Genomic DNA, 18,867 nt, shown 5'->3' with positions numbered 1-18,867 from the left:
GAACGGGTTCAGGGTGCCGGACGGCCGGCCGCCAGCGCCGCGAAGGCCGTCACCACCTGGGGCGGCGCCTGCACCATCTCGATCAGCACGCCCTCCCCCGCGATCGGGAATTCGTCGTTCGCCTTTGGGTGCAGGAAGCAGATGTCGAAGCCGGCCGCGCCCTTGCGGATGCCGCCCGGCGCAAAGCGCACGCCCTGGGCCGTGAGCCATTCGACGGCCCGGGGCAGGTCGTCGATCCACAGGCCCACGTGGTTGAGCGGCGTGGTGTGCACCGCGGGCTTCTTGTCGGGGTCGAGCGGCTGCATCAGGTCGACCTCGACCTTGAACGGGCCCACGCCCATCGCGCAGATGTCCTCGTCGACGTTCTCGCGCTCGCTGCGGAAGGTGCCCGTGACCTCCAGCCCCAGCATCTCGACCCAGAGCTTCTGCAGCCGCAGCTTGTCGGGCCCGCCGATGGCGATCTGCTGGATGCCCAGCACCTTGAAGGGACGGGTGCTCATGCGTGCTCTCCGTGGGTGGCGGCCACCTGGCGCGCCTTCAGGCCCAGCTTGCGCAGCAGCTGCACGTCGGCCTCGACATCGGGGTTGCCGGTGACCAGCAGCTTGTCGCCGTAGAAGATCGAATTCGCGCCGGCCATGAAGCACAGCGCCTGCACAGCGTCGCCCAGCTGCTGGCGGCCGGCCGACAGGCGCACGCGCGCGGTCGGCATGGTGATGCGCGCGACCGCGATCACGCGCACGAAATCCAGCGGGTCGACCGGGTCGGCATCGGCCAGCGGCGTGCCGGGCACGCGCACCAGGCTGTTGATCGGCACCGACTCGGGGTACGGCGCCATGTTGGCCAGCTGCGCGATCAGGCCGGCGCGGTGCACCGGCGTCTCGCCCATGCCGATGATGCCGCCGCAGCACACGCTGATGCCGGCCGCGCGCACATGGGCCAGCGTGTTGAGCCGGTCCTGGTAGGTGCGCGTGCCCACCACGTCGGCGTAGTACTCGGGCGCGGTGTCGAGGTTGTGGTTGTAGTAGTCGAGGCCGGCGTTCTTGAGCTGCTCGGCGTGGTGCGGCTCGAGCATGCCCAGCGTGGCGCAGGTCTGCAGGCCCAGGCCCTTGACCGCCTCGACCAGCACCGCGACCTTCTCCACGTCGCGGTCCTTGGGCGCGCGCCAGGCCGCGCCCATGCAGAAGCGCGTGGCGCCGGCGTCCTTGGCGGCCTGCGCGGCGCGCACCACCTCGTCGACCTCCATCAGCTTCTGCGCCTTGACGCCGGTGTCGAACTCGGCCGCCTGCGGGCAGTAGCCGCAGTTCTCGGGGCAGCCGCCGGTCTTGACCGACAGCAGCGTGGCCAGCTCGATGTCGCCTTCGGGGAAATGACGGCGGTGCACGGTCTGCGCCTCGAACAGCAATTCCATGAAGGGCTTGTCGAGCAATGCCTGCACGGCCTCGACCGACCAGCGGGCGGCGGTCGGCGCAGCGACGGGCGCCACCGGGCGGTGCAGCGTGACGGCATGGTTCATGTCGTTCGCTCCCATCAGACGAAATCCATGATGACCTGGTCGACCGCCAGCGATTCGCCCTTGGCCGCGGAGATCTTGCCGACCACGCCGTCCTGCGTGGCGAACAGCACGTTCTCCATCTTCATCGCCTCGATCACCGCCAGCTTCTCGCCGGCCTGCACATGCTGGCCCGGTTGCACCGACACCTCGACCAGCAGGCCCGGCATCGGCGACATCAGGAACTTGCTCAGGTCCGGCGGCGCCTTATAGGGCATCAGCTGCTGCAGGCGCGCGCCCAGCGGCGACAGCACCATGGCCTCGATCTGCGTGCCGTTGTGCGAGATGCGCAGCGCCAGCGGGTTCTTGCCCGCGCCGCGCTCGACCTGGGCCACGAAGGGCTTGTCGTTGACGATGCCCTCGACCCGGATCGCGCCCAGCGCGAAGCCGCTGTCGATCTTGTAGTGCTTGTCGCCCACGGCCACCGCGCTGGCGCCGGTCTTGCCATGGAAGTCGGTCACCGAGACCGGGTGCTGCACGTTCCGGCCGTCCGCGCCCAGTTCCACCACCACGAACTGCTCGCCCACCTTCACGCCGTGGCCCTCGAGCTGGCCGCTGATGCCCGAGGCACGCGCGCGGTAGCGGCGGTGCACATAGGCCGCCAGCGCCACCAGGAAGGCCGGATCGGCATGCGGCACGTCTTCCGCATGGAAGCCCTTGCCGTAGTGCTCGGCGATGAAGCCGGTGTTGAAATCGCCCGAGACGAACTTCGGATGCGCGAGCAGCGCCGCCTGGAACGGGATGTTGCTGCTGACGCCGCGGATCACGAAGCCGTTGAGCGCCTCGCGCATCAGCGCGATCGCATGTGCGCGGTCCTTGCCGTGCACGATCAGCTTGGCGATCATCGAGTCGTAGAACATCGGGATCTCGCCGCCGTCGTAGACGCCGGTGTCGACCCGCACGCCGTACAGGTGCTCGGTGTCGGCCGAGAACATGCTCTCCTTGGGCGGCTGGAACTTCACCAGCCGGCCGGTCGAGGGCAGGAAGTTGCGGAACGGGTCTTCGGCGTTGATCCGGCACTCGATGGCCCAGCCCTCACGCTTCACGTCGGCCTGCGCCAGCGGCAGCGCCTCGCCGGCCGCCACGCGGATCATCAGCTCGACCAGGTCGAGGCCGGTGATGCACTCGGTCACCGGATGCTCCACCTGAAGCCGGGTGTTCATCTCGAGAAAGTAGAAGCTCTGGTCCTTGCCGACCACGAACTCCACCGTGCCCGCGCTCTGGTACTTCACGGCCTTGGCCAGCGCCACCGCCTGCTCGCCCATCGCCTTGCGCGTGGCCTCGGAGATGAAGGGCGACGGCGCCTCCTCGATCACCTTCTGGTGGCGGCGCTGGATCGAGCACTCGCGCTCGTTGAGGTAGATCACGTTGCCCTGCGAATCGCCCAGCACCTGGATCTCGATGTGGCGCGGCTCGACCACGAACTTCTCGATGAAGACGCGGTCGTCGCCGAAGGAGTTGCGCGCCTCGTTGCGGCAGGCGGTGAAGCCCTCGAGCGCTTCCTTGTCGTCGTGCGCCACGCGCAGGCCCTTGCCGCCACCGCCGGCCGAGGCCTTGATCATCACCGGGTAGCCGATGTCGCGCGCGATCTCGACCGCGCGCTCGGCCGATTCGATGGCCTCGTTCCAGCCCGGAATGGTGTTGACCTGGGCCTCGTTCGCGAGCTTCTTCGAGGCGATCTTGTCGCCCATCGCGGCGATCGAATAGTGCTTGGGCCCGATGAAGACGATGCCCTCTTCCTCGACCTTGCGCGCGAAGGCCTCGTTCTCCGACAGGAAGCCGTAGCCCGGGTGCACGGCCTCGGCGCCGGTCTTCTTGCAGGCGGCGATGATGCGATCGGCCTGCAGGTAGCTGTCGCGGCTGGCCGAGCCGCCGATGTGCACCGCCTCGTCGGCCAGCTCGACATGGCGCGCGTCCTTGTCGGCATCGGAATAGACGGCCACCGTGAGGATGCCCATCTTTTTGGCGGTCTTGATCACGCGGCAAGCGATCTCGCCGCGGTTCGCAATCAGTATTTTTTTAAACATGGTTCTGTCCGTCAGAAAGTCTGTTCGGGAAACACCGCGGAACCGGCTTTGCCGGGCCGCTGGTGTTGCCCCCGGTAGGGGGTTGGCGAAGCGACACGAAGTGCGCGAAGACTGGGGGCGAGCCTTTACAGTGGGATGTTCCCGTGCTTGCGCCACGGGTTCTCGAGCTTCTTCTCGCGCAGCATGACCAGCGAGCGGCAGATGCGCTTGCGCGTCTCGCTCGGCAGGATCACGTCGTCGATGTAGCCGCGCGTGCTGGCCACGTAGGGGTTGGCGAAGCGGGCCTTGTACTCGGCTTCGCGGGCCGCGAGCTTCTCGGGGTCGTTCTTGTCCTCGCGGAAGATGATCTCGACCGCGCCCTTGGCGCCCATCACCGCGATCTCGGCGCGCGGCCAGGCGAGGTTGACGTCGCCGCGCAGGTGCTTCGAGGCCATCACGTCGTAGGCGCCGCCGTAGGCCTTGCGCGTGATCACGGTGATCTTGGGGACGGTGCACTCGGCATACGCGTAGAGCAGCTTGGCGCCGTGCTTGATGATGCCGCCGTACTCCTGGCTGGTGCCGGGCATGAAGCCGGGCACGTCGACGAAGGTCACGACCGGGATGTTGAAGGCATCGCAGAAGCGCACGAAGCGCGCCGCCTTGATCGAGCTCTTGATGTCCAGGCAGCCGGCCAGCACCAGCGGCTGGTTGGCGACGATGCCCACGCTCTGGCCTTCCATGCGCGCGAAGCCGATCACGATGTTCTTCGCGTAGTCGGGCTGCAGTTCGAAGAAGTCGCCGTCGTCGACCACCTTGCCGATCAGCTCCTTCATGTCGTAGGGCTTGTTCGGGTTGTCGGGCACCAGCGTGTCGAGCGACAGGTCGGCGCGGTCGGCCGGGTCGCCGCTGGGGCGCACGGGCGGCTTCTCGCGGTTGTTGAGCGGCAGGTAGTTGTAGAGCCGGCGCAGCATCATCAGCGCCTCGACGTCGTTCTCGAAGGCCATGTCGGCCACGCCGCTCTTGGTGGTGTGCGTGAGCGCGCCGCCCAGCTCCTCGGCCGTCACGTCCTCGTGCGTCACGGTCTTCACCACCTCGGGGCCGGTCACGAACATGTAGGAGCTGTCGCGCACCATGAAGATGAAGTCGGTCATGGCCGGCGAGTACACCGCGCCGCCCGCGCAGGGGCCCATGATCATGCTGATCTGCGGCACCACGCCCGAGGCCATCACGTTGCGCTGGAACACGTCGGCATAGCCGCCCAGCGAGGCCACGCCCTCCTGGATGCGGGCGCCGCCCGAATCGTTGAGGCCGATGACCGGTGCGCCGACCTTCATGGCCTGGTCCATCACCTTGCAGATCTTCTCGGCATGCGCTTCGCTGAGCGCGCCGCCGAAGACCGTGAAGTCCTGGCTGAAGATGAAGACCAGGCGGCCGTTGATCATGCCGTAGCCGGTGACCACGCCGTCGCCGGGGATCTTGTTGTCGGCCATGCCGAAGTCGGTCGAGCGGTGCTCGACGAACATGTCCCACTCTTCGAAGGTGTTGTCGTCGAGCAGCAGCTCGATGCGCTCGCGCGCCGTGAGCTTGCCCTTCTTGTGCTGGGCGTCGATGCGTTTCTGGCCACCGCCGAGGCGCGCCTGGGCGCGTCTTTTTTCGAGTTGTTCGAGGATTTCTTTCATGGCGTTCGATCGTGAAGATGAATCGGAAGAGCGATGGGAATCAGGAAGCCCGCGTCGCTTGCGCGGCGAGCAGGTTGCGGGCGGCGGTCGATGCGGGCAGCTGGCCCGCGGCGACCTGGGCCAGGGTGTCGGGCAGCAGCTCGCGCACCCGCGGATGCTGGCGGAAGGCCTGCTTGAGGCCGGCGTCGATGCGTTCCCACATCCACGACAGCGCCTGCTTCTCGCGCCGCGTCTCGAGCTTGCCGTTGGCGGATTGCAGCTGGCGGAAGCGCGTGACCGCGGCCCAGAAGGCATCGACGCCGGTGCCGAGCAAGGCACTGAGCTGCATCACCTGCGGCTGCCAGAAGCGGATCTCGGCATCGGGCGAACCGGGCGCGGCATGGGCGGCCTTCATGGCTTCGGCATGCGCCGGGTTGCCATGGTGGCCGAACAGGCGCAGCGCCGAGGTGATCTGCGCCTGGGCGCGCGTGGCGGCGTCGCGGTCGAGGTCGGCCTTGTTGATGACCACCAGGTCGGCGATCTCCATCACGCCCTTCTTGATGGCCTGCAGGTCGTCGCCGGCGTTGGGCAGCTGCATGAGCACGAACATGTCGGTCATGCCGGCCACCGCGGTCTCGCTCTGGCCCACGCCCACGGTCTCGACGATCACCACGTCGTAGCCCGCGGCCTCGCAGACCAGCATGGCCTCGCGCGTCTTCTCGGCCACGCCGCCCAGCGTGCCGCTCGACGGGCTGGGCCGGATGTAAGCCTGCTCGTGCACCGACAGCCGCTCCATGCGCGTCTTGTCGCCCAGGATCGAGCCGCCGGAGACGGTGGAGGACGGGTCGATGGTCAGCACCGCGACGCGATGGCCCTGCTCGATCAGGAACAGGCCCAGCGTCTCGATGAAGGTCGACTTGCCCACGCCGGGCACGCCGGAGATGCCGAGTCGGAAGGAGCGGCCGGTGTGCGGCAGCAGCGCGGTCAGCAGTTCGTCGGCCAGCAGGCGATGGTCGGCCCGGGTCGATTCGAGCAGCGTGATGGCCTTGGCGATCGCGCGCCGCTGCAACGGACCCTGGGCCGCCAGCAGCCCCTCGGCCGTGACGGAAGTTGGAACCACCGCCATCGTCAGGCGGCGACGGCCGCGCGGATCTGTTCGAGCACGTCCTTGGCGCTCGCCGGAATCGGCGTGCCCGGGCCGTAGATGCCCTTCACGCCGGCCTCGTAGAGCATCTCGTAGTCGCCGCGCGGGATCACGCCGCCGACGAACACGATGATGTCGTCGGCGCCCTGCTTCTTGAGCTCCGCGATGATCGCGGGCACCAGCGTCTTGTGGCCGGCCGCGAGCGTGCTCACGCCCACCGCATGCACGTCGTTCTCGATCGCCTGGCGCGCGCATTCCTCGGGCGTCTGGAACAGCGGCCCCATGTCGACGTCGAAGCCCAGGTCGGCGAAGGCCGTGGCCACCACCTTGGCACCGCGGTCGTGGCCGTCCTGGCCCAGCTTGGAGATCATCACGCGCGGGCGGCGGCCCTGCTCCTCGGCGAAGGCCGCGATCTCGTGCTGCAGCGCCTCCCAGCCTTCGGCCGAGTCGTAGGCCGCGGCGTAGACGCCCGTGACCTTCTGCGTGTCGGCGCGGTGGCGGCCATAGACCTTTTCCAGCGCGTCGCTGATCTCGCCCACCGTGGCGCGCAGCCGCACCGCGTCGATGCTCAGCGCCAGCAGGTTGCCTTCGCCGCTTTCGGCGGCGGCCGTGAGCGCATCGAGCGCGGCCTGCGTCTTGACCGTGTCGCGCGTGGCGCGGATGGCCTGCAGCTTGGCGATCTGCCCGTCGCGCACCTTGACGTTGTCGATCGACAGGCTGTCGATGGCATCTTCGGTCTTGAGCTTGTACTTGTTCACGCCCACGATCACGTCGCGGCCCGAGTCGATGCGGGCCTGCTTGTCGGCCGCGGCGGCCTCGATCTTGAGCTTGGCCCAACCGCTGTCCACCGCCTTGGTCATGCCGCCCATGGCCTCGACCTCCTCGATGATGGTCCAGGCCGCATCGGCCATGTCCTGGGTGAGCTTCTCCATCATGTAGCTGCCGGCCCAGGGGTCGATCACGCTGGTGATGTGGGTCTCTTCCTGGATGATCAGCTGCGTGTTGCGCGCGATGCGCGAGCTGAATTCGGTGGGCAGCGCGATGGCTTCGTCGAGTGCGTTGGTGTGCAGCGACTGGGTGCCGCCGAACACCGCGGCCATGGCCTCGATGGTGGTGCGCACCACGTTGTTGTAGGGGTCCTGCTCGGTCAGCGACCAGCCCGAGGTCTGGCAGTGCGTGCGCAGCATCAGGCTCTTGGGGTTCTGGGGATTGAACTCCTTCATGATCCGGCACCACAGCAGGCGCGCGGCGCGCATCTTGGCGACTTCGAGGTAGAAGTTCATGCCGATGGCCCAGAAGAAGCTCAGGCGCCCGGCGAAACCGTCGACGTCCAGGCCCTTGGCCAGCGCGGTCTTCACGTACTCCTTGCCGTCGGCCAGCGTGAAGGCGAGTTCGAGCGCCTGGTTGGCGCCGGCTTCCTGCATGTGGTAGCCGCTGATCGAGATCGAGTTGAACTTGGGCATCTTCTGCGCCGTGTACTCGATGATGTCGCCGATGATCCGCATGCTCGGCGCGGGCGGAAAGATGTAGGTGTTGCGGACCATGAACTCCTTGAGGATGTCGTTCTGGATGGTTCCGCTCAGCTGGTCCTGCGCCACGCCCTGCTCCTCGGCCGCGACCACATAGCCCGCGAGCACCGGCAGCACGGCGCCGTTCATGGTCATCGACACGGAGACCTTGTCCAGCGGGATCTGGTCGAACAGGATCTTCATGTCCTCGACCGAATCGATCGCCACGCCGGCCTTGCCCACGTCGCCGGTCACGCGCGGATGGTCGCTGTCGTAGCCGCGGTGGGTGGCCAGGTCGAAGGCCACGCTCACGCCCTGCCCGCCCGCGGCCAGGGCCTTGCGGTAGAAGGCGTTCGATTCTTCGGCGGTGGAGAAGCCCGCGTACTGGCGGATGGTCCAGGGGCGCACCGCGTACATGGTGGCCTGCGGGCCGCGCACATAGGGCTCGAAGCCGGGCAGCGTGTCGGTGTACTTCAGGCCCACGAGGTCGGCCGCGGTGTACAGCGGCTTGACCGTGATGCCATCCGGCGTGCGCCAGTTCAGCGCGCTCACGTCGCCACCGGGGGCGGACTTGGCGGCGGCCTTGTTCCAGGATTCCAAATCCGCGGCGTTGCTCATGTTTTTCTCAATCGGGTCTGTCATAACGTTGCAATCTTCGCAAAAATAGAGCCGATCAACAACGGCCAAGGCCAAGGAATGCGGACAATGGCCTCTGTAAATTTGCAAGGTTTGCGAAGATGACCAAAGCTTACATGGGCGTGCGCCTCAAGACGCTGCGGGAACAGCAGGGACTGACCCAGGCCGCGTTGGCGGCCTCGCTCAAGATTTCGCCCAGCTACCTCAACCAGATCGAGAACGACCAGCGCCCGCTGACCGTGCCCGTGCTGCTGCGCCTGCAGGCCGCCCATGGTATCGACCTGCAGTTGTTCTCGGATGACGAGAACGCCCGGCGCCTGAGCGAACTGCAGCCGGTGTTCGCCGACGGCTCCGAGGCCAACGCGGTGCCGCTGGCCGAAGCCAAGGTCGTGGCCTCGCAGTTGCCCGCGGTCACCCGGGTGCTGCTCAATCTTCACAAGCGCTCGCGCGCGGTCGAGGAACAGCTGTCCTCGCTGGCCGCCGGTGCCGACGGCGACCGGCTGGCCGGCGATCCCGCTGCCCGGCTGCAGCCCTACGAGGAAGTGCGCGAGTTCTTCTATGCGCGCCACCACCACATGGCCGTGCTGGACGAGCTCGCGGAGCAGTTGCATGCCACGCTGATGGCCGGCCTGCCGCCCGGCACCGTGAGCGCGGTCGAACTGCGCGCCCGCCTGCTGGAGCGGCTGCGCAAGCGCCATGGCGTGCAGGTGCTGATCCAGGAGCGCCAGGACACGGCCGGCCGCACCTCGGACCAGGCGCTGCGCAGCTACGACGCGGCCACCGGCACGCTCTCGCTGGCGACCGACATGGACGCAGGACAGCAGGCCTTTCAGCTCGGTGTGCAGCTCGCCTTCCTCGAAATGGGCGACCGCATCGATGCCTTCACCACGGCCGAGTCCTTCAACAGCTCTCAGGCCCGGAGCCTGGCCCGGCTGGGCTTCGCCAACCACTTCGCCGGCGCGCTGGTGTTGCCCAACCGGCTGTTCCAGGAAGCCGCCCATGCGCTGCGCTACGACCTGGAACTGCTGAGCGACCGCTTCGGCGTCGGCTTCGAGACCATCGAGCATCGGCTGTCGACCATGCGGCACGCGCCGGGCCAGGGCATCCCCTTCTTCTTCGTGCGGGTCGACCGCGCGGGCAACGTGTCGAAGCGGCAGTCGACGGCCGACTTCCATTTCTCGCGCCACGGCGGCACCTGCCCGCTGTGGAACGTCTACGAGGCTTTTTCCCAACCCGGCACGATCCTCACGCAGTTGTCGCGCATGCCCGATGGCCGCACCTACCTCTGGATCGCCCGCACCGTCGAGCACCGGCGCAGCGGCTACGGCACGCCCAAGCGGATGTTTGCGGTGGCGCTGGGCTGCGATGCGCGCTATGCCGATCGCCTGGTCTACGCCAAGGGCGTGAACCTGATCGACCCCGACGCCGCCACGCTGATCGGCGCCGGCTGCAAGGTCTGCGACCGCGCCGACTGCGCCCAGCGCGCCTTCCCGCCGCTGGGCCGCACGCTGCAGATCGACGAGAACCAGCGCGGCTTCGCGCCCTATGCCTCGGGCATGTGAAAGGCCGTTTGCCATGCGAGACCTCGACCCCGTGTCCATCCGCCTCTTCCTCGCCACCCTGGAGGAAGGCAGCATCGCCCGCGCCGCGGCGCGCGAGAACATCGTGCCCTCGGCCGTCAGCAAGCGCATCTCCGAGATGGAGTCGGAGCTGCGCGTGCCGCTGCTGGACCGCAGCGTCAAGGGCGTACACCCCACGCCGGCCGGCGAGGCGCTGGCCCACCATGCGCGCGCGCTGCTGCAGGGCATGGACCGCATGCAGCGCGAGATGGCCGGCTATGTCGACGGCGTGCGCGGCCTGATCAAGGTGCTGGCCAGCGTGACCTCGCTGTCGGGCGACCTGCCGGCCGACATCATGAAGTTCCGCGCCGAGCGCCCGCAGATCGAGATCGACGTGGAAGAGCGCACCACGCCGGTCATCTACCGCCGCGTGCGCGAAGGCCTGGCCGACGTGGGCGTGGCCTCGGAGTTCGCCAGCCACGAAGGCCTGCATGTCTTCCCCTACCGCCGCTATGCGCTTGCGGCGGTGCTGCCCGGCGGCCATGCGCTGGCGGGCGCGCAGAAGCTGCGCTATGCTCAACTGCTGGGCGACGACCTGGTCGAGCTCACGCGCGACAGCGGCATCAGCCACGTATTCGACGACGCCGCGCGCGAGGCGCGCACCTCGCGCACGGTGCGCGCGCGCGTCAGCTCCTTCGAGACCATCTGCACGCTGGTCGCGCGCGGCCTGGGCGTGGGCGTGGCGCCGCTGTACCTGGCGGCCGAGAAGAAGACACTCGACCTGCGCTTCGTGCCACTGTCCGACGACTGGGCCCAGCCGCGCAGCTTCATCGCCGTGCGCGACCTCGACACGCTGCCGATGGCGGCGCGGGCCTTCGTCGACCACCTGCGCGCCAGCGCCGCGGTCACGGACTAGGGGTTGACCCGGCCCTCTTCGAACGAGAGTGCAACGGTGCCGAAGCACCACTTTCTCGTTTCGCGGTGGCGGCGGATCATCCCCGGATGACTGCAACCCCTTCGACAGAGACCCCGAACTTCCTGCCCGACGACGACCTGCCGCTGCGCGGCATCAAGGTGCTCGAGCTCTCGCACATGATCATGGGCCCGGCGGCCGGCCTGGTGCTGGCCGACCTGGGCGCCGAGGTGATCAAGGTCGAGCCGCTGGATGGCGACCGCACACGCCGGCTCAAGGGCTCGGGCATCGGTTACTTCCCGGTGTTCAGCCGCAACAAGAAGAGCCTGGCGGTCGACCTCAAGTCGGCCGAGGGCCAGGCCCTGGTGCGCCAGCTGGCCCTGGGCTGCGACATGCTGGTGGAGAACTTCCGCGACGACAGCCTGACGCAGTACGGGCTCGACTACGCATCCCTTTCGGCCGAGAACCCCGGCCTGATCTACGTCTCGCTCAAGGGCTTCCTCTCGGGGCCGTACAAGCAGCGCACCGCGCTCGACGAGGTGGTGCAGATGATGGGCGGCATGGCCTACATCAACGGCGGCACGGGCGCGCCGCAGCGCGTCGCGCCCTCGGTCAACGACATCCTGGGCGGCACCTTCGGCGTGGTGGGCGCGCTGGCCGCGCTCAACGACCGCCATCGCACCGGCAGCGGCCGCCATGTGCGCGCCGGCCTGTTCGAGAACAACCTGCTGCTGGTGGCCCAGTTCATCGCGCAGTACCAGCTGACCGGCACGCCGCCCATCCCCATGGGCGACAAGCGCACGCCGCCCTGGGGCGTGTACGACATCTTCGACACCCAGGACGGCCGCGTGTTCGTGGCGGTGGTGAGCGACGCCAACTGGCGTACCTTCTGCCGCGACTTTCTGCCGCCCAGCTGGGCGGACGACCAGCGCCTGTTCTCCGCCATCGACCGCGAAGCCGCCCGGCCCTGGCTGGTGCCCGCCGTGGCCGAGATCCTCAAGGACTGGAAGACCGCCGAGCTGTGCGCCGCGCTGGAGGCCTCTGGCCTGTCGTATGGACCGATCCGCCAGCCCCACGAGCTGCTGGACGACCCGCACCTGCACGCCGGCGGCGCGCTGATCGCCACCACCATGCCCGACGGCGAGCAGGTGACCGCCGCGGCGCTGCCCATCGAGTTCGACGGCCAGAAGGTCGGCAAGCGGCTCGACCCCCAACCCATCGGCGCGCAGACCCACGACATCCTGCACGGCCTGGGCCTGGACGCGGCGCGCATCGCGCAGCTGGTGCGCCAGGGCGTGGTGGCGGTGTAGCCGCAAGCCCTCGGGGGGCACGCTGCGCCAAGAAAACGAATCCCAAGAACGACAGGAGACAAAACATGAAACGACGCCACTTCAACCTCATGGCGCTGGCGAGCGCCGCCGGCGGCCTGAGCGCCCTGCCCGCCTGGGCCCAGGCCTGGCCGGCACGGGCGATCCGCCTGATCATCCCGTCCACACCCGGCGGCGGCACCGACTTCACCGGCCGGCTGCTGAGCACCAAGCTGTCGGAGCTGAACGGCTGGTCGGTGGTGCCCGACAACCGGCCCGGCGCCGGCACCGCGCTGGGGCTGGCCGAGGCGGCCCGGGCCAAGCCCGACGGCTACGAGCTGGTCGTGGCCCAGTCGGACAACGTCTCGCTGATCCCGCTGCTGATGAAGACGGCCTACGACCCGATCAAGGACCTGACGCCGATCGCGCTGGCCGCCGTCACGCCGCTGGTGATCCTGGTCCACGAGAACTCGCCCTTCAAGACCCTGGCCGACCTGATCAAGGCCGCCAAGGCCGACCCGGACAAGCTGACCTACGGCACCTCGGGCACCGGCGGCGGCGTGCACATCGCGATGGAGCTGCTGCAGATCACCGCCGGCTGCAAGATGCAGCACGTGCCGTACAAGGGCTCGAGCCCGGCACTGGCCGACCTGATGGGCGGCCACCTGAGCTTCGCCGGCTCGTCGATCTCGTCGGCCGCCACGCTGATCCATGCGGGCAAGGTGCGCGCGCTGGCCGTGACCTCGGCCAAGCGCAACGCCAGCCTGCCCGAGGTGCCCACCGTGGCCGAGTTCGGCTACAAGGACTTCAACGCCATCAGCTTCTACGGCGTGATGGGCCCGGCCGGCATCCCCGCGCCGCTGGTGGCGCGCCTGAACGCCGACATCAACAAGATCCTGGTCCGCCCCGACGTGAAGACCGCCTTCCAGGCCCAGGGCTTCGATGCCGCGCCCGGCTCGCCCGAAGAGTTTGCCGCGCTGATCAAGGCCGACATCCAGAAGTCGCGCGAGATCATCGCCGCCGCCCGCATCAAGATCGAGTGAGCACCACAGGAATCTTCACCATGACCCCTACCGTCAATGTTTGCGAAGTCGGGCCGCGAGACGGCCTGCAGATGGCCCACGGCCGCATGGCCACCGACACCAAGCTGCGCTGGATCGGCCAGCTGGCCGCGGCCGGCCTGAAGGAGATCGAGGTCGGCAGCTTCGTGTCGCCGCGCATGATCCCGCAGATGGCCGACACCGGCGAGGTGGTGCGCGGCGCGCTGGCCATCGAGGGCCTGACGGTCTGCGCGCTGGCCTGCAACCTGAAGGGTGCGATCGCCGCGCACGAGGCCGGCGCGCACGTGCTGGCCATCCCGATCTCGGTCAGCGACACGCACAGCCATGCCAACGTCAACAAGGGCACGGACGCGCAGGTGGAGATGGTGCGCAGCATCGTCGACTGGGTGCGCGCGCAGTCGCGCCCGATGCGCATCGACGCCGCTGCCGCCACCGCCTTCGGCTGCTCGATGGAAGGCTTGGTGTCGCGCGAGCGCGTGGTGCAGGTGGCCGCGGCCCTGGCTGCCACCGGCGTCGACCGCGTGGCCCTGGCCGACACCGTGGGCTACGCCCACCCGGCCCTGGTGCGCGACACCGTGCGCGCGGTGCAGGACGCCATCGGCGCGCGCCTGACCAAGCTGCACCTGCACGACACGCTGGGGCTGGGCCTGGCGAATGCGCTGGCGGGGCTGGAACAGGGCATCCACGACTTCGACAGCTGCCTGGCCGGCCTGGGCGGCTGCCCCTTCGCGCCGGGCGCCTCGGGCAACATCGTGACGGAGGACCTGGTGTTCATGCTCGAGTCCATGGGCCACCGCACCGGCATCGACCTGCCGGCGCTGCTGGCCGCGCGCGCGCTGCTGCGCGAGTCCTTGCCCGACGAGCCGATGCGAAGCGGCGTGGCCGCCGCGGGCATCCCCCAGACCTTCAGGCCCCAGGCGGCACTGCAAGCCGCCTGAGTTTCCGGGCCGGCCTCAGACCGGCTGCTCGACCGGCTCGTGCGCCAGCGCCATCACCTCGTGCGGATCGCGCCCCTTGAGCTTGTGGTCGCTCCACACCTGGCGCCAGCGCCGCGCACCGGGCAGGCCGTTGCGCAGGCCCAGCATGTGGCGCGCGATGTTCGACCACGGCGTGCCGTGCTCGGCCGCTTCGCGCACCATGTAGTCGCACATCTGCCGCTCGATCTCTTCGCGGTCGATCTCGCGCGGCGCGGCGCCGAAGAAGGCGGCGTCCCATTCGGCCAGCCACCAGGGGTTGTGGTAGGCCTCCCGGCCCACCATCACGCCGTCGAGCAGGCGCAGCTGCTCGTGCACCTGCGTGGTCTGCGAGATGCCGCCGTTGATCGAGAAGCGCAGTGCCGGGAAGTCGTGCTTGAGCCGGTGCACGAGCTCGTAGCGCAGCGGCGGGATCTCGCGGTTCTGCTTGGGCGACAGGCCCTTGAGCCAGGCGTTGCGCGCATGCACGATGAAGGTCTGGCAGCCCGCCTCGCTGACCGTGCCGACGAAGTCGCGCACGAACTCGTACTTCTCGATCTTGTCGATGCCGATGCGGTGCTTCACCGTGACCGGCACGTCGACCGCGTCGACCATGGCCTTCACGCAGTCGGCCACCAGCTGCGGCTCGTTCATCAGGCAGGCCCCGAAGGCGCCGCGCTGCACGCGCTCGCTGGGGCAGCCGCAGTTGATGTTGATCTCGTCGTAGCCCCAGTCCTCTCCTAGCTTCGCGCAATGCGCCAGGTCGGCCGGCTCGCTGCCGCCCAGCTGCAGCGCCACCGGATGCTCCTCGGCGTTGAAGCGCAGGTGCCGCGGCACGTCGCCATGGATCAACGCGCCGGTGGTGACCATCTCGGTGTAGAGCAGCGCGTGGCGGGTGAGCAGGCGGTGGAAGTAGCGGCAGTGGCGGTCGGTCCAGTCCATCATCGGCGCAATGGACAGGCGCATCGGGTCGGCCGCACGGGCGCCGAGAGGGGAATCGGGCTCCAGCCCGGTGTTTATGCAGTTCTCGTTTAGTGTCATTCGATATCGTTTAGCGCTATTTTTCTGCCCTCGGCTGCACATTTCGTGCCACATAAAACTCATGTACCACCGGAGAGGCACCCTTGGGCACCATCACGAAACGCAAGCGCGCAGACGGAAGCGTAGCGCACATCGGCCGCATCCGAATCAAGGAAGGGAGCCTGGTCGTCCATAGGGAAACAGAGACGTTCGACCGCGAGGCCGAGCCGGGCAAGCCGGGCGCGCTCGAAAAGGTCCGGGCGCCGGACCCGACCCTTGCGGAGACCATTCAGAAGTACATCGACGAGTCACGCAGGGAACTCGGAACGACAAAGGCGCAGGTGCTCAAAAAGGTGGCGGGGAGCAGCCTGGCCAAGCGGCGCGGATCGACTATCACCAGCGCCAACTGGGTGCAGTTCGGCAAGGACCTGGGCGTCCAACCTCAGACGGTAGGCAACTACTTCTCTCACATCTCCTCGATCTATAGCCTCGCCCGGCCTGCTTGGAACTACCCGTTAGACCCTCAGGTTTGCCATGCACGCAAGGTCAGCAAATCTCTCGGCCTTACGTCGAGGTCCAGAAGCCGCAACAGGCGCCAGACCCTGGAGGAACTCCACAAGCTGATGACCCACTTCGGTCGCGTCAAGCGCAAACACACCACACCGACGCAGGAGATCATTTGCTACGCAATCTTCAGTACGCGCCGGCAAGAAGAGATCACCACACAGACCTTCGAGGATCTTGACGAAGCGCAACCTGACCTGTTGGTTCGAGACATGAAGCATCCGGGCGAGAAGGAGGGGAACGACGTCCGTTGCTCCCTCACGCCCGAGGCTCTGGCCATCGTCTTGAATCGACGGAAGTCACCTGAGCCAACAGGCCGAATCTTCCCTTACAACAGCAACACGATCAGCCGGCTTTTTTCAGACGCACGCACGATTCTCGGAATCGAGGATCTACATTTTCACGACCTGCGGTATGACGGCATCAGTCGCCTATTCGAACTTGGGTGGAACATTCCTCACGTCGCTGGAGTTTCAGGCCATCGAACTTGGAAATCTGCGTCGATACACCCACATTCGTCAACGTGGTGACAAGCTGAAGACTGGTCTTGGGACAAATACCGAAACCTCGCTTCTTCGGTTGAATTATATTAGGCAGGTCGAGCCCGTGCCCTTCGCACGGGGCGCGCCAAAAATTTCCCGGTTGCCGTCATCAAGTCCTGGGTAAATTTACCTCGCTTAAGTGCGTCATCCGTTGGAAATCCAACTATGTCAATTATTTTCTGGCAGTCCTCGAAAACCTTAAGGTACGCCTTATCCTCCGCAGTTAAAAAATCTATTATTTTTAGCGCATATGCCTCTGCCTTACCTGAGTTCGGCAGTGGTGCCTCTAACTTTCCATGGCAAACCCACTTAAACATCTGAATTATATGCCATCGGACTTTAGTGTATCTTGGAGCACCAATCTTTTTACCATTAATTAATGCATTGTATTTGTATAGCGCCAGGCAAGCAGCATAGTAGTAATACTCATTATCTTCTTCTCTAAACAAATGATCGCGACCAACCGTAAAAATCTTAGTCACATACCGAGCAGAATTATGCGGAAGATCTAGAAACATCGCCGAATAGCATCTTGCCACCTCACGAACATCAAAAATTCGAGTGGACTGATACTCGGCATGTTTGAACTCAGCCTGCCTGCGCTCAAAATAGATAAAATTCTCCGGCTGCGCACTCTGGTTTTGAGCCGCAAAGAACTTTTGAACAAGTTTCGCCTTGCTTCGCAACCCGAAGAAAGCTTCCTGAGGAATATTCGACTGTCCATTAGTAGCTGCGATGATGTCGCTGGAGCCCTCGTTGTCAGGTGATTCAATAAACTTAACAACAACATTTACATCATCGCTAAGCAGCGATAGGTTTTCGTAAAGCGTGCTGCTCGTCTGGCATCCGTTAATGATCTGGTAGTTAGTGAGATGCACTTCTTTAGTATTGGCTGTCAGAGTCAACTCCGGAGCAACCACGGTAATGCCGTTGTTCAAAACCGAAAACAAACTCTTCTTACTACTGTCATTTAGGGTAGCTTGGATCGCTTGATTGACGTCGTTACGATCGCCCAAATAAGATCGGACGTTTTCCTCAAATACAGTTTGTCGCAGATTGCCATCAGCATCAACTAGCAGTTTTTCGACCAACTGCAGAGCATTCACAATAGCGACGTAAGACTGCGGAATTCCCGGCATCGCGGGCATACCGAAGTACTCAATGAGCCTCAGCCTGGCTTCATTTTTTTCCGTGAGGTCCGCATAGAAACGCAAAAGTTCGCCGCGGCCTAAAGGCCGAACCGTAACGGCATGAAACATATCGGTCTCTCGCGCGCCCTTTTCGACAATGTCAAAGCCAGCTTTAATTTCCCTCTCACCAGAATATACGCCACCGGTGCAGTAGTAAATATGAGCGCTTGGCCGACGATTCCGGACCTTTCTCACGTTATCTAATACAATCTTGAATATCGCGATGGAGTCTTCGTTTAATTTCCCATTGGGAAGTTTAGGATCTAACGACAGGTAATCCAAAAGCCCCATATGGAAATTGGCAATTTCCTCCTTGCGAAACCGTTCTCCAGATTTTACCTGTGTAAAAATAATATCTACTGGCAGATTGGTTTTGTGTGTCTTAAACGCCTCTTTGGCGTCATCCGTCGTGGTAATCAGATCGCCATCAATGACAATTGCCACACCGTCGAGCGAGGCGTCGTCCTCTTCGGTCGTTACCCCAGCAGGATCAAAACGCCCAAGATAATGCTTTGAAACAACACAATAGTTGCAAAAATATTCAAACAACTTTGACGCCTTGAGGCCTTCATGCTCAAAATTACGCGCTAGTTCATGAACATGGTTCTTTAAAATTAGGTGCATAACGCGATTTTCTGAAATAAGTAGTTGTCAGATAGGATGCCAGATTTGCAACAAAATGTGAACAGGGTATGCGTGGAGCACCCCACGCATACCTCCACCACCGTCACGCGACATACTGTTCGCATGCACAGCCATCCGCATCCTTTCGATGCAAGCGACCTGCTACCGCAGCTGACGCTGATCGTTGCAGAGGGTTGCGTACCAACCGGGTTCCCATCATCGGCCGATAAGTGCGCCGTCAAGCGCCACGACCTAAACGAACTGCTGGTCACGCACCCTGCTGCCACCTTTATGTGGCGCGTGAGCGGCCAGTTGATGATCGAGGCAGGCATCTTTAATGGCGATGTGATCGTGGTGAATAGGGCGCTGACGCCGGCGCACAAGGACATCGTGGTGGCCCAGGTCGACAGCGAGTTCACCGTCAAGTACCTCTACAAGCGCGCCGACCGTGTGAAGCTCATGCCCGCCAACCCCACCTTCCCGACCATCATGGGGCGATGGACAGGCGCATGGAATCGACAGCACGGGCGATGAGCGGGGTATTGGGGCGCAGCCCAGTGAGTGGGGGTCGTTGGCGGTCATGCGATCTCGTTCGGGGCCGGCTTCTTCGGCGCCAGTACGTGTCGCGCCAAA

The 18,867-nt window shown here is 65.4% G+C and carries 15 protein-coding genes; 7 read left to right on the top strand and 8 right to left on the bottom strand.

The window, feature by feature from the left end; genetic code table 11:
* Nucleotides 1-8 precede the first annotated feature (8 nt).
* The 6 genes from QTI20_RS05460 to scpA form a co-directional block, all read right to left on the bottom strand.
* A complete protein-coding gene (locus QTI20_RS05460; RefSeq protein ID WP_286549517.1) occupies nucleotides 9-500 on the bottom strand; it encodes a VOC family protein in 492 nt (163 codons plus the stop codon).
* The gene (gene bioB, locus QTI20_RS05455) at nucleotides 497-1,528 is read right to left on the bottom strand and encodes a biotin synthase BioB (RefSeq protein WP_286549519.1); all 1,032 of its coding nucleotides are present in this window, start codon (nucleotides 1,526-1,528) and stop codon (nucleotides 497-499) included. Before bioB ends, QTI20_RS05460 begins: the two co-directional genes overlap by 4 nt.
* Complete coding sequence (locus tag QTI20_RS05450; RefSeq protein ID WP_286549521.1) at nucleotides 1,528-3,576, bottom strand: acetyl-CoA carboxylase biotin carboxylase subunit; 2,049 nt, start codon at nucleotides 3,574-3,576, stop codon at nucleotides 1,528-1,530. Before QTI20_RS05450 ends, bioB begins: the two co-directional genes overlap by 1 nt.
* A 125-nt stretch (nucleotides 3,577-3,701) precedes the next feature.
* On the bottom strand, nucleotides 3,702-5,234 hold the full coding sequence (locus tag QTI20_RS05445) for an acyl-CoA carboxylase subunit beta (protein WP_183027623.1): 1,533 nt from the start codon (nucleotides 5,232-5,234) through the stop codon (nucleotides 3,702-3,704).
* Between the two features lie 40 nt (nucleotides 5,235-5,274).
* Complete coding sequence (gene meaB / locus QTI20_RS05440; protein WP_286574157.1) at nucleotides 5,275-6,339, bottom strand: methylmalonyl Co-A mutase-associated GTPase MeaB; 1,065 nt, start codon at nucleotides 6,337-6,339, stop codon at nucleotides 5,275-5,277.
* 2 nt (nucleotides 6,340-6,341) lie between these two features.
* Nucleotides 6,342-8,483, bottom strand: coding sequence for a methylmalonyl-CoA mutase (scpA, locus tag QTI20_RS05435; RefSeq protein WP_286549525.1), 2,142 nt, complete (start codon nucleotides 8,481-8,483; stop codon nucleotides 6,342-6,344).
* Nucleotides 8,484-8,602: 119 nt separating this feature from the next.
* Between scpA and QTI20_RS05430 the strand changes: the two genes are divergently transcribed.
* The 5 genes from QTI20_RS05430 (at nucleotide 8,603) to QTI20_RS05410 (ending at nucleotide 14,279) form a co-directional block, all read left to right on the top strand.
* Entirely contained in the window at nucleotides 8,603-10,063 is a 1,461-nt protein-coding gene (locus QTI20_RS05430) for a short-chain fatty acyl-CoA regulator family protein (protein ID WP_183027626.1), read from the top strand.
* 31 nt (nucleotides 10,064-10,094) lie between these two features.
* On the top strand, nucleotides 10,095-10,976 hold the full coding sequence (locus QTI20_RS05425) for a LysR family transcriptional regulator (RefSeq protein WP_286574155.1): 882 nt from the start codon (nucleotides 10,095-10,097) through the stop codon (nucleotides 10,974-10,976).
* A gap of 86 nt (nucleotides 10,977-11,062) precedes the next feature.
* On the top strand, nucleotides 11,063-12,283 hold the full coding sequence (locus QTI20_RS05420; protein ID WP_286549528.1) for a CaiB/BaiF CoA transferase family protein: 1,221 nt from the start codon (nucleotides 11,063-11,065) through the stop codon (nucleotides 12,281-12,283).
* Nucleotides 12,284-12,348: 65 nt separating this feature from the next.
* The gene (locus tag QTI20_RS05415; protein WP_286549531.1) at nucleotides 12,349-13,323 is read left to right on the top strand and encodes a Bug family tripartite tricarboxylate transporter substrate binding protein; all 975 of its coding nucleotides are present in this window, start codon (nucleotides 12,349-12,351) and stop codon (nucleotides 13,321-13,323) included.
* Nucleotides 13,324-13,343: 20 nt separating this feature from the next.
* A complete protein-coding gene (locus QTI20_RS05410) occupies nucleotides 13,344-14,279 on the top strand; it encodes a hydroxymethylglutaryl-CoA lyase (protein WP_286549532.1) in 936 nt (311 codons plus the stop codon).
* Nucleotides 14,280-14,294: 15 nt separating this feature from the next.
* Here QTI20_RS05410 and dusA read toward each other — a convergent pair whose 3' ends face one another.
* Nucleotides 14,295-15,260, bottom strand: a complete 966-nt coding sequence (dusA, locus tag QTI20_RS05405) for a tRNA dihydrouridine(20/20a) synthase DusA (protein WP_286550986.1) — start codon at nucleotides 15,258-15,260, stop codon at nucleotides 14,295-14,297.
* A 158-nt stretch (nucleotides 15,261-15,418) separates the two neighbouring features.
* Here dusA and QTI20_RS05400 point away from each other — a divergent pair, with 158 nt between their 5' ends.
* On the top strand, nucleotides 15,419-16,408 hold the full coding sequence (locus QTI20_RS05400) for a tyrosine-type recombinase/integrase (protein WP_286549534.1): 990 nt from the start codon (nucleotides 15,419-15,421) through the stop codon (nucleotides 16,406-16,408).
* 59 nt (nucleotides 16,409-16,467) lie between these two features.
* Here the strand turns inward: QTI20_RS05400 and QTI20_RS05395 are convergent, their stop codons facing one another.
* Nucleotides 16,468-18,234: an AIPR family protein gene (locus tag QTI20_RS05395; protein ID WP_286549535.1), complete on the bottom strand. Its 1,767-nt coding sequence runs from the start codon at nucleotides 18,232-18,234 to the stop codon at nucleotides 16,468-16,470.
* Nucleotides 18,235-18,357: 123 nt separating this feature from the next.
* On the opposite strand from QTI20_RS05395, the gene QTI20_RS05390 reads away from it, so the two are divergent.
* Nucleotides 18,358-18,768, top strand: a complete 411-nt coding sequence (locus tag QTI20_RS05390) for a LexA family protein (RefSeq protein WP_286549537.1) — start codon at nucleotides 18,358-18,360, stop codon at nucleotides 18,766-18,768.
* Nucleotides 18,769-18,867 lie beyond the last annotated feature (99 nt).

It is taken from the genome of Variovorax sp. J2P1-31 (genome assembly GCF_030317215.1).
Classification (GTDB): Bacteria; Pseudomonadota; Gammaproteobacteria; order Burkholderiales; family Burkholderiaceae_C; genus Variovorax.
The sequence above is the reverse complement of the archived record's forward strand: the minus strand, read 5'-3'. Positions and strand labels throughout refer to the sequence as shown.

Bases quoted from the DNA above. Each gene is read 5' to 3' on its own strand.
- scpA (WP_286549525.1), bottom strand. From the start codon at position 8,483: ATGAGCAACGCCGCGGATTTGGAATCCTGGAACAAGGCCGCCGCCAAG.
- QTI20_RS05450 (WP_286549521.1), bottom strand. From the start codon at position 3,576: ATGTTTAAAAAAATACTGATTGCGAACCGCGGCGAGATCGCTTGCCGC.
- QTI20_RS05445 (WP_183027623.1), bottom strand. From the start codon at position 5,234: ATGAAAGAAATCCTCGAACAACTCGAAAAAAGACGCGCCCAGGCGCGC.
- bioB (WP_286549519.1), bottom strand. From the start codon at position 1,528: ATGGGAGCGAACGACATGAACCATGCCGTCACGCTGCACCGCCCGGTG.
- QTI20_RS05430 (WP_183027626.1), top strand. From the start codon at position 8,603: ATGACCAAAGCTTACATGGGCGTGCGCCTCAAGACGCTGCGGGAACAG.
- dusA (WP_286550986.1), bottom strand. From the start codon at position 15,260: ATGCGCCTGTCCATTGCGCCGATGATGGACTGGACCGACCGCCACTGC.
- QTI20_RS05410 (WP_286549532.1), top strand. From the start codon at position 13,344: ATGACCCCTACCGTCAATGTTTGCGAAGTCGGGCCGCGAGACGGCCTG.
- QTI20_RS05420 (WP_286549528.1), top strand. From the start codon at position 11,063: ATGACTGCAACCCCTTCGACAGAGACCCCGAACTTCCTGCCCGACGAC.
- QTI20_RS05460 (WP_286549517.1), bottom strand. From the start codon at position 500: ATGAGCACCCGTCCCTTCAAGGTGCTGGGCATCCAGCAGATCGCCATC.
- QTI20_RS05395 (WP_286549535.1), bottom strand. From the start codon at position 18,234: ATGCACCTAATTTTAAAGAACCATGTTCATGAACTAGCGCGTAATTTT.
- QTI20_RS05415 (WP_286549531.1), top strand. From the start codon at position 12,349: ATGAAACGACGCCACTTCAACCTCATGGCGCTGGCGAGCGCCGCCGGC.
- meaB (WP_286574157.1), bottom strand. From the start codon at position 6,339: ATGGCGGTGGTTCCAACTTCCGTCACGGCCGAGGGGCTGCTGGCGGCC.
- QTI20_RS05390 (WP_286549537.1), top strand. From the start codon at position 18,358: ATGCACAGCCATCCGCATCCTTTCGATGCAAGCGACCTGCTACCGCAG.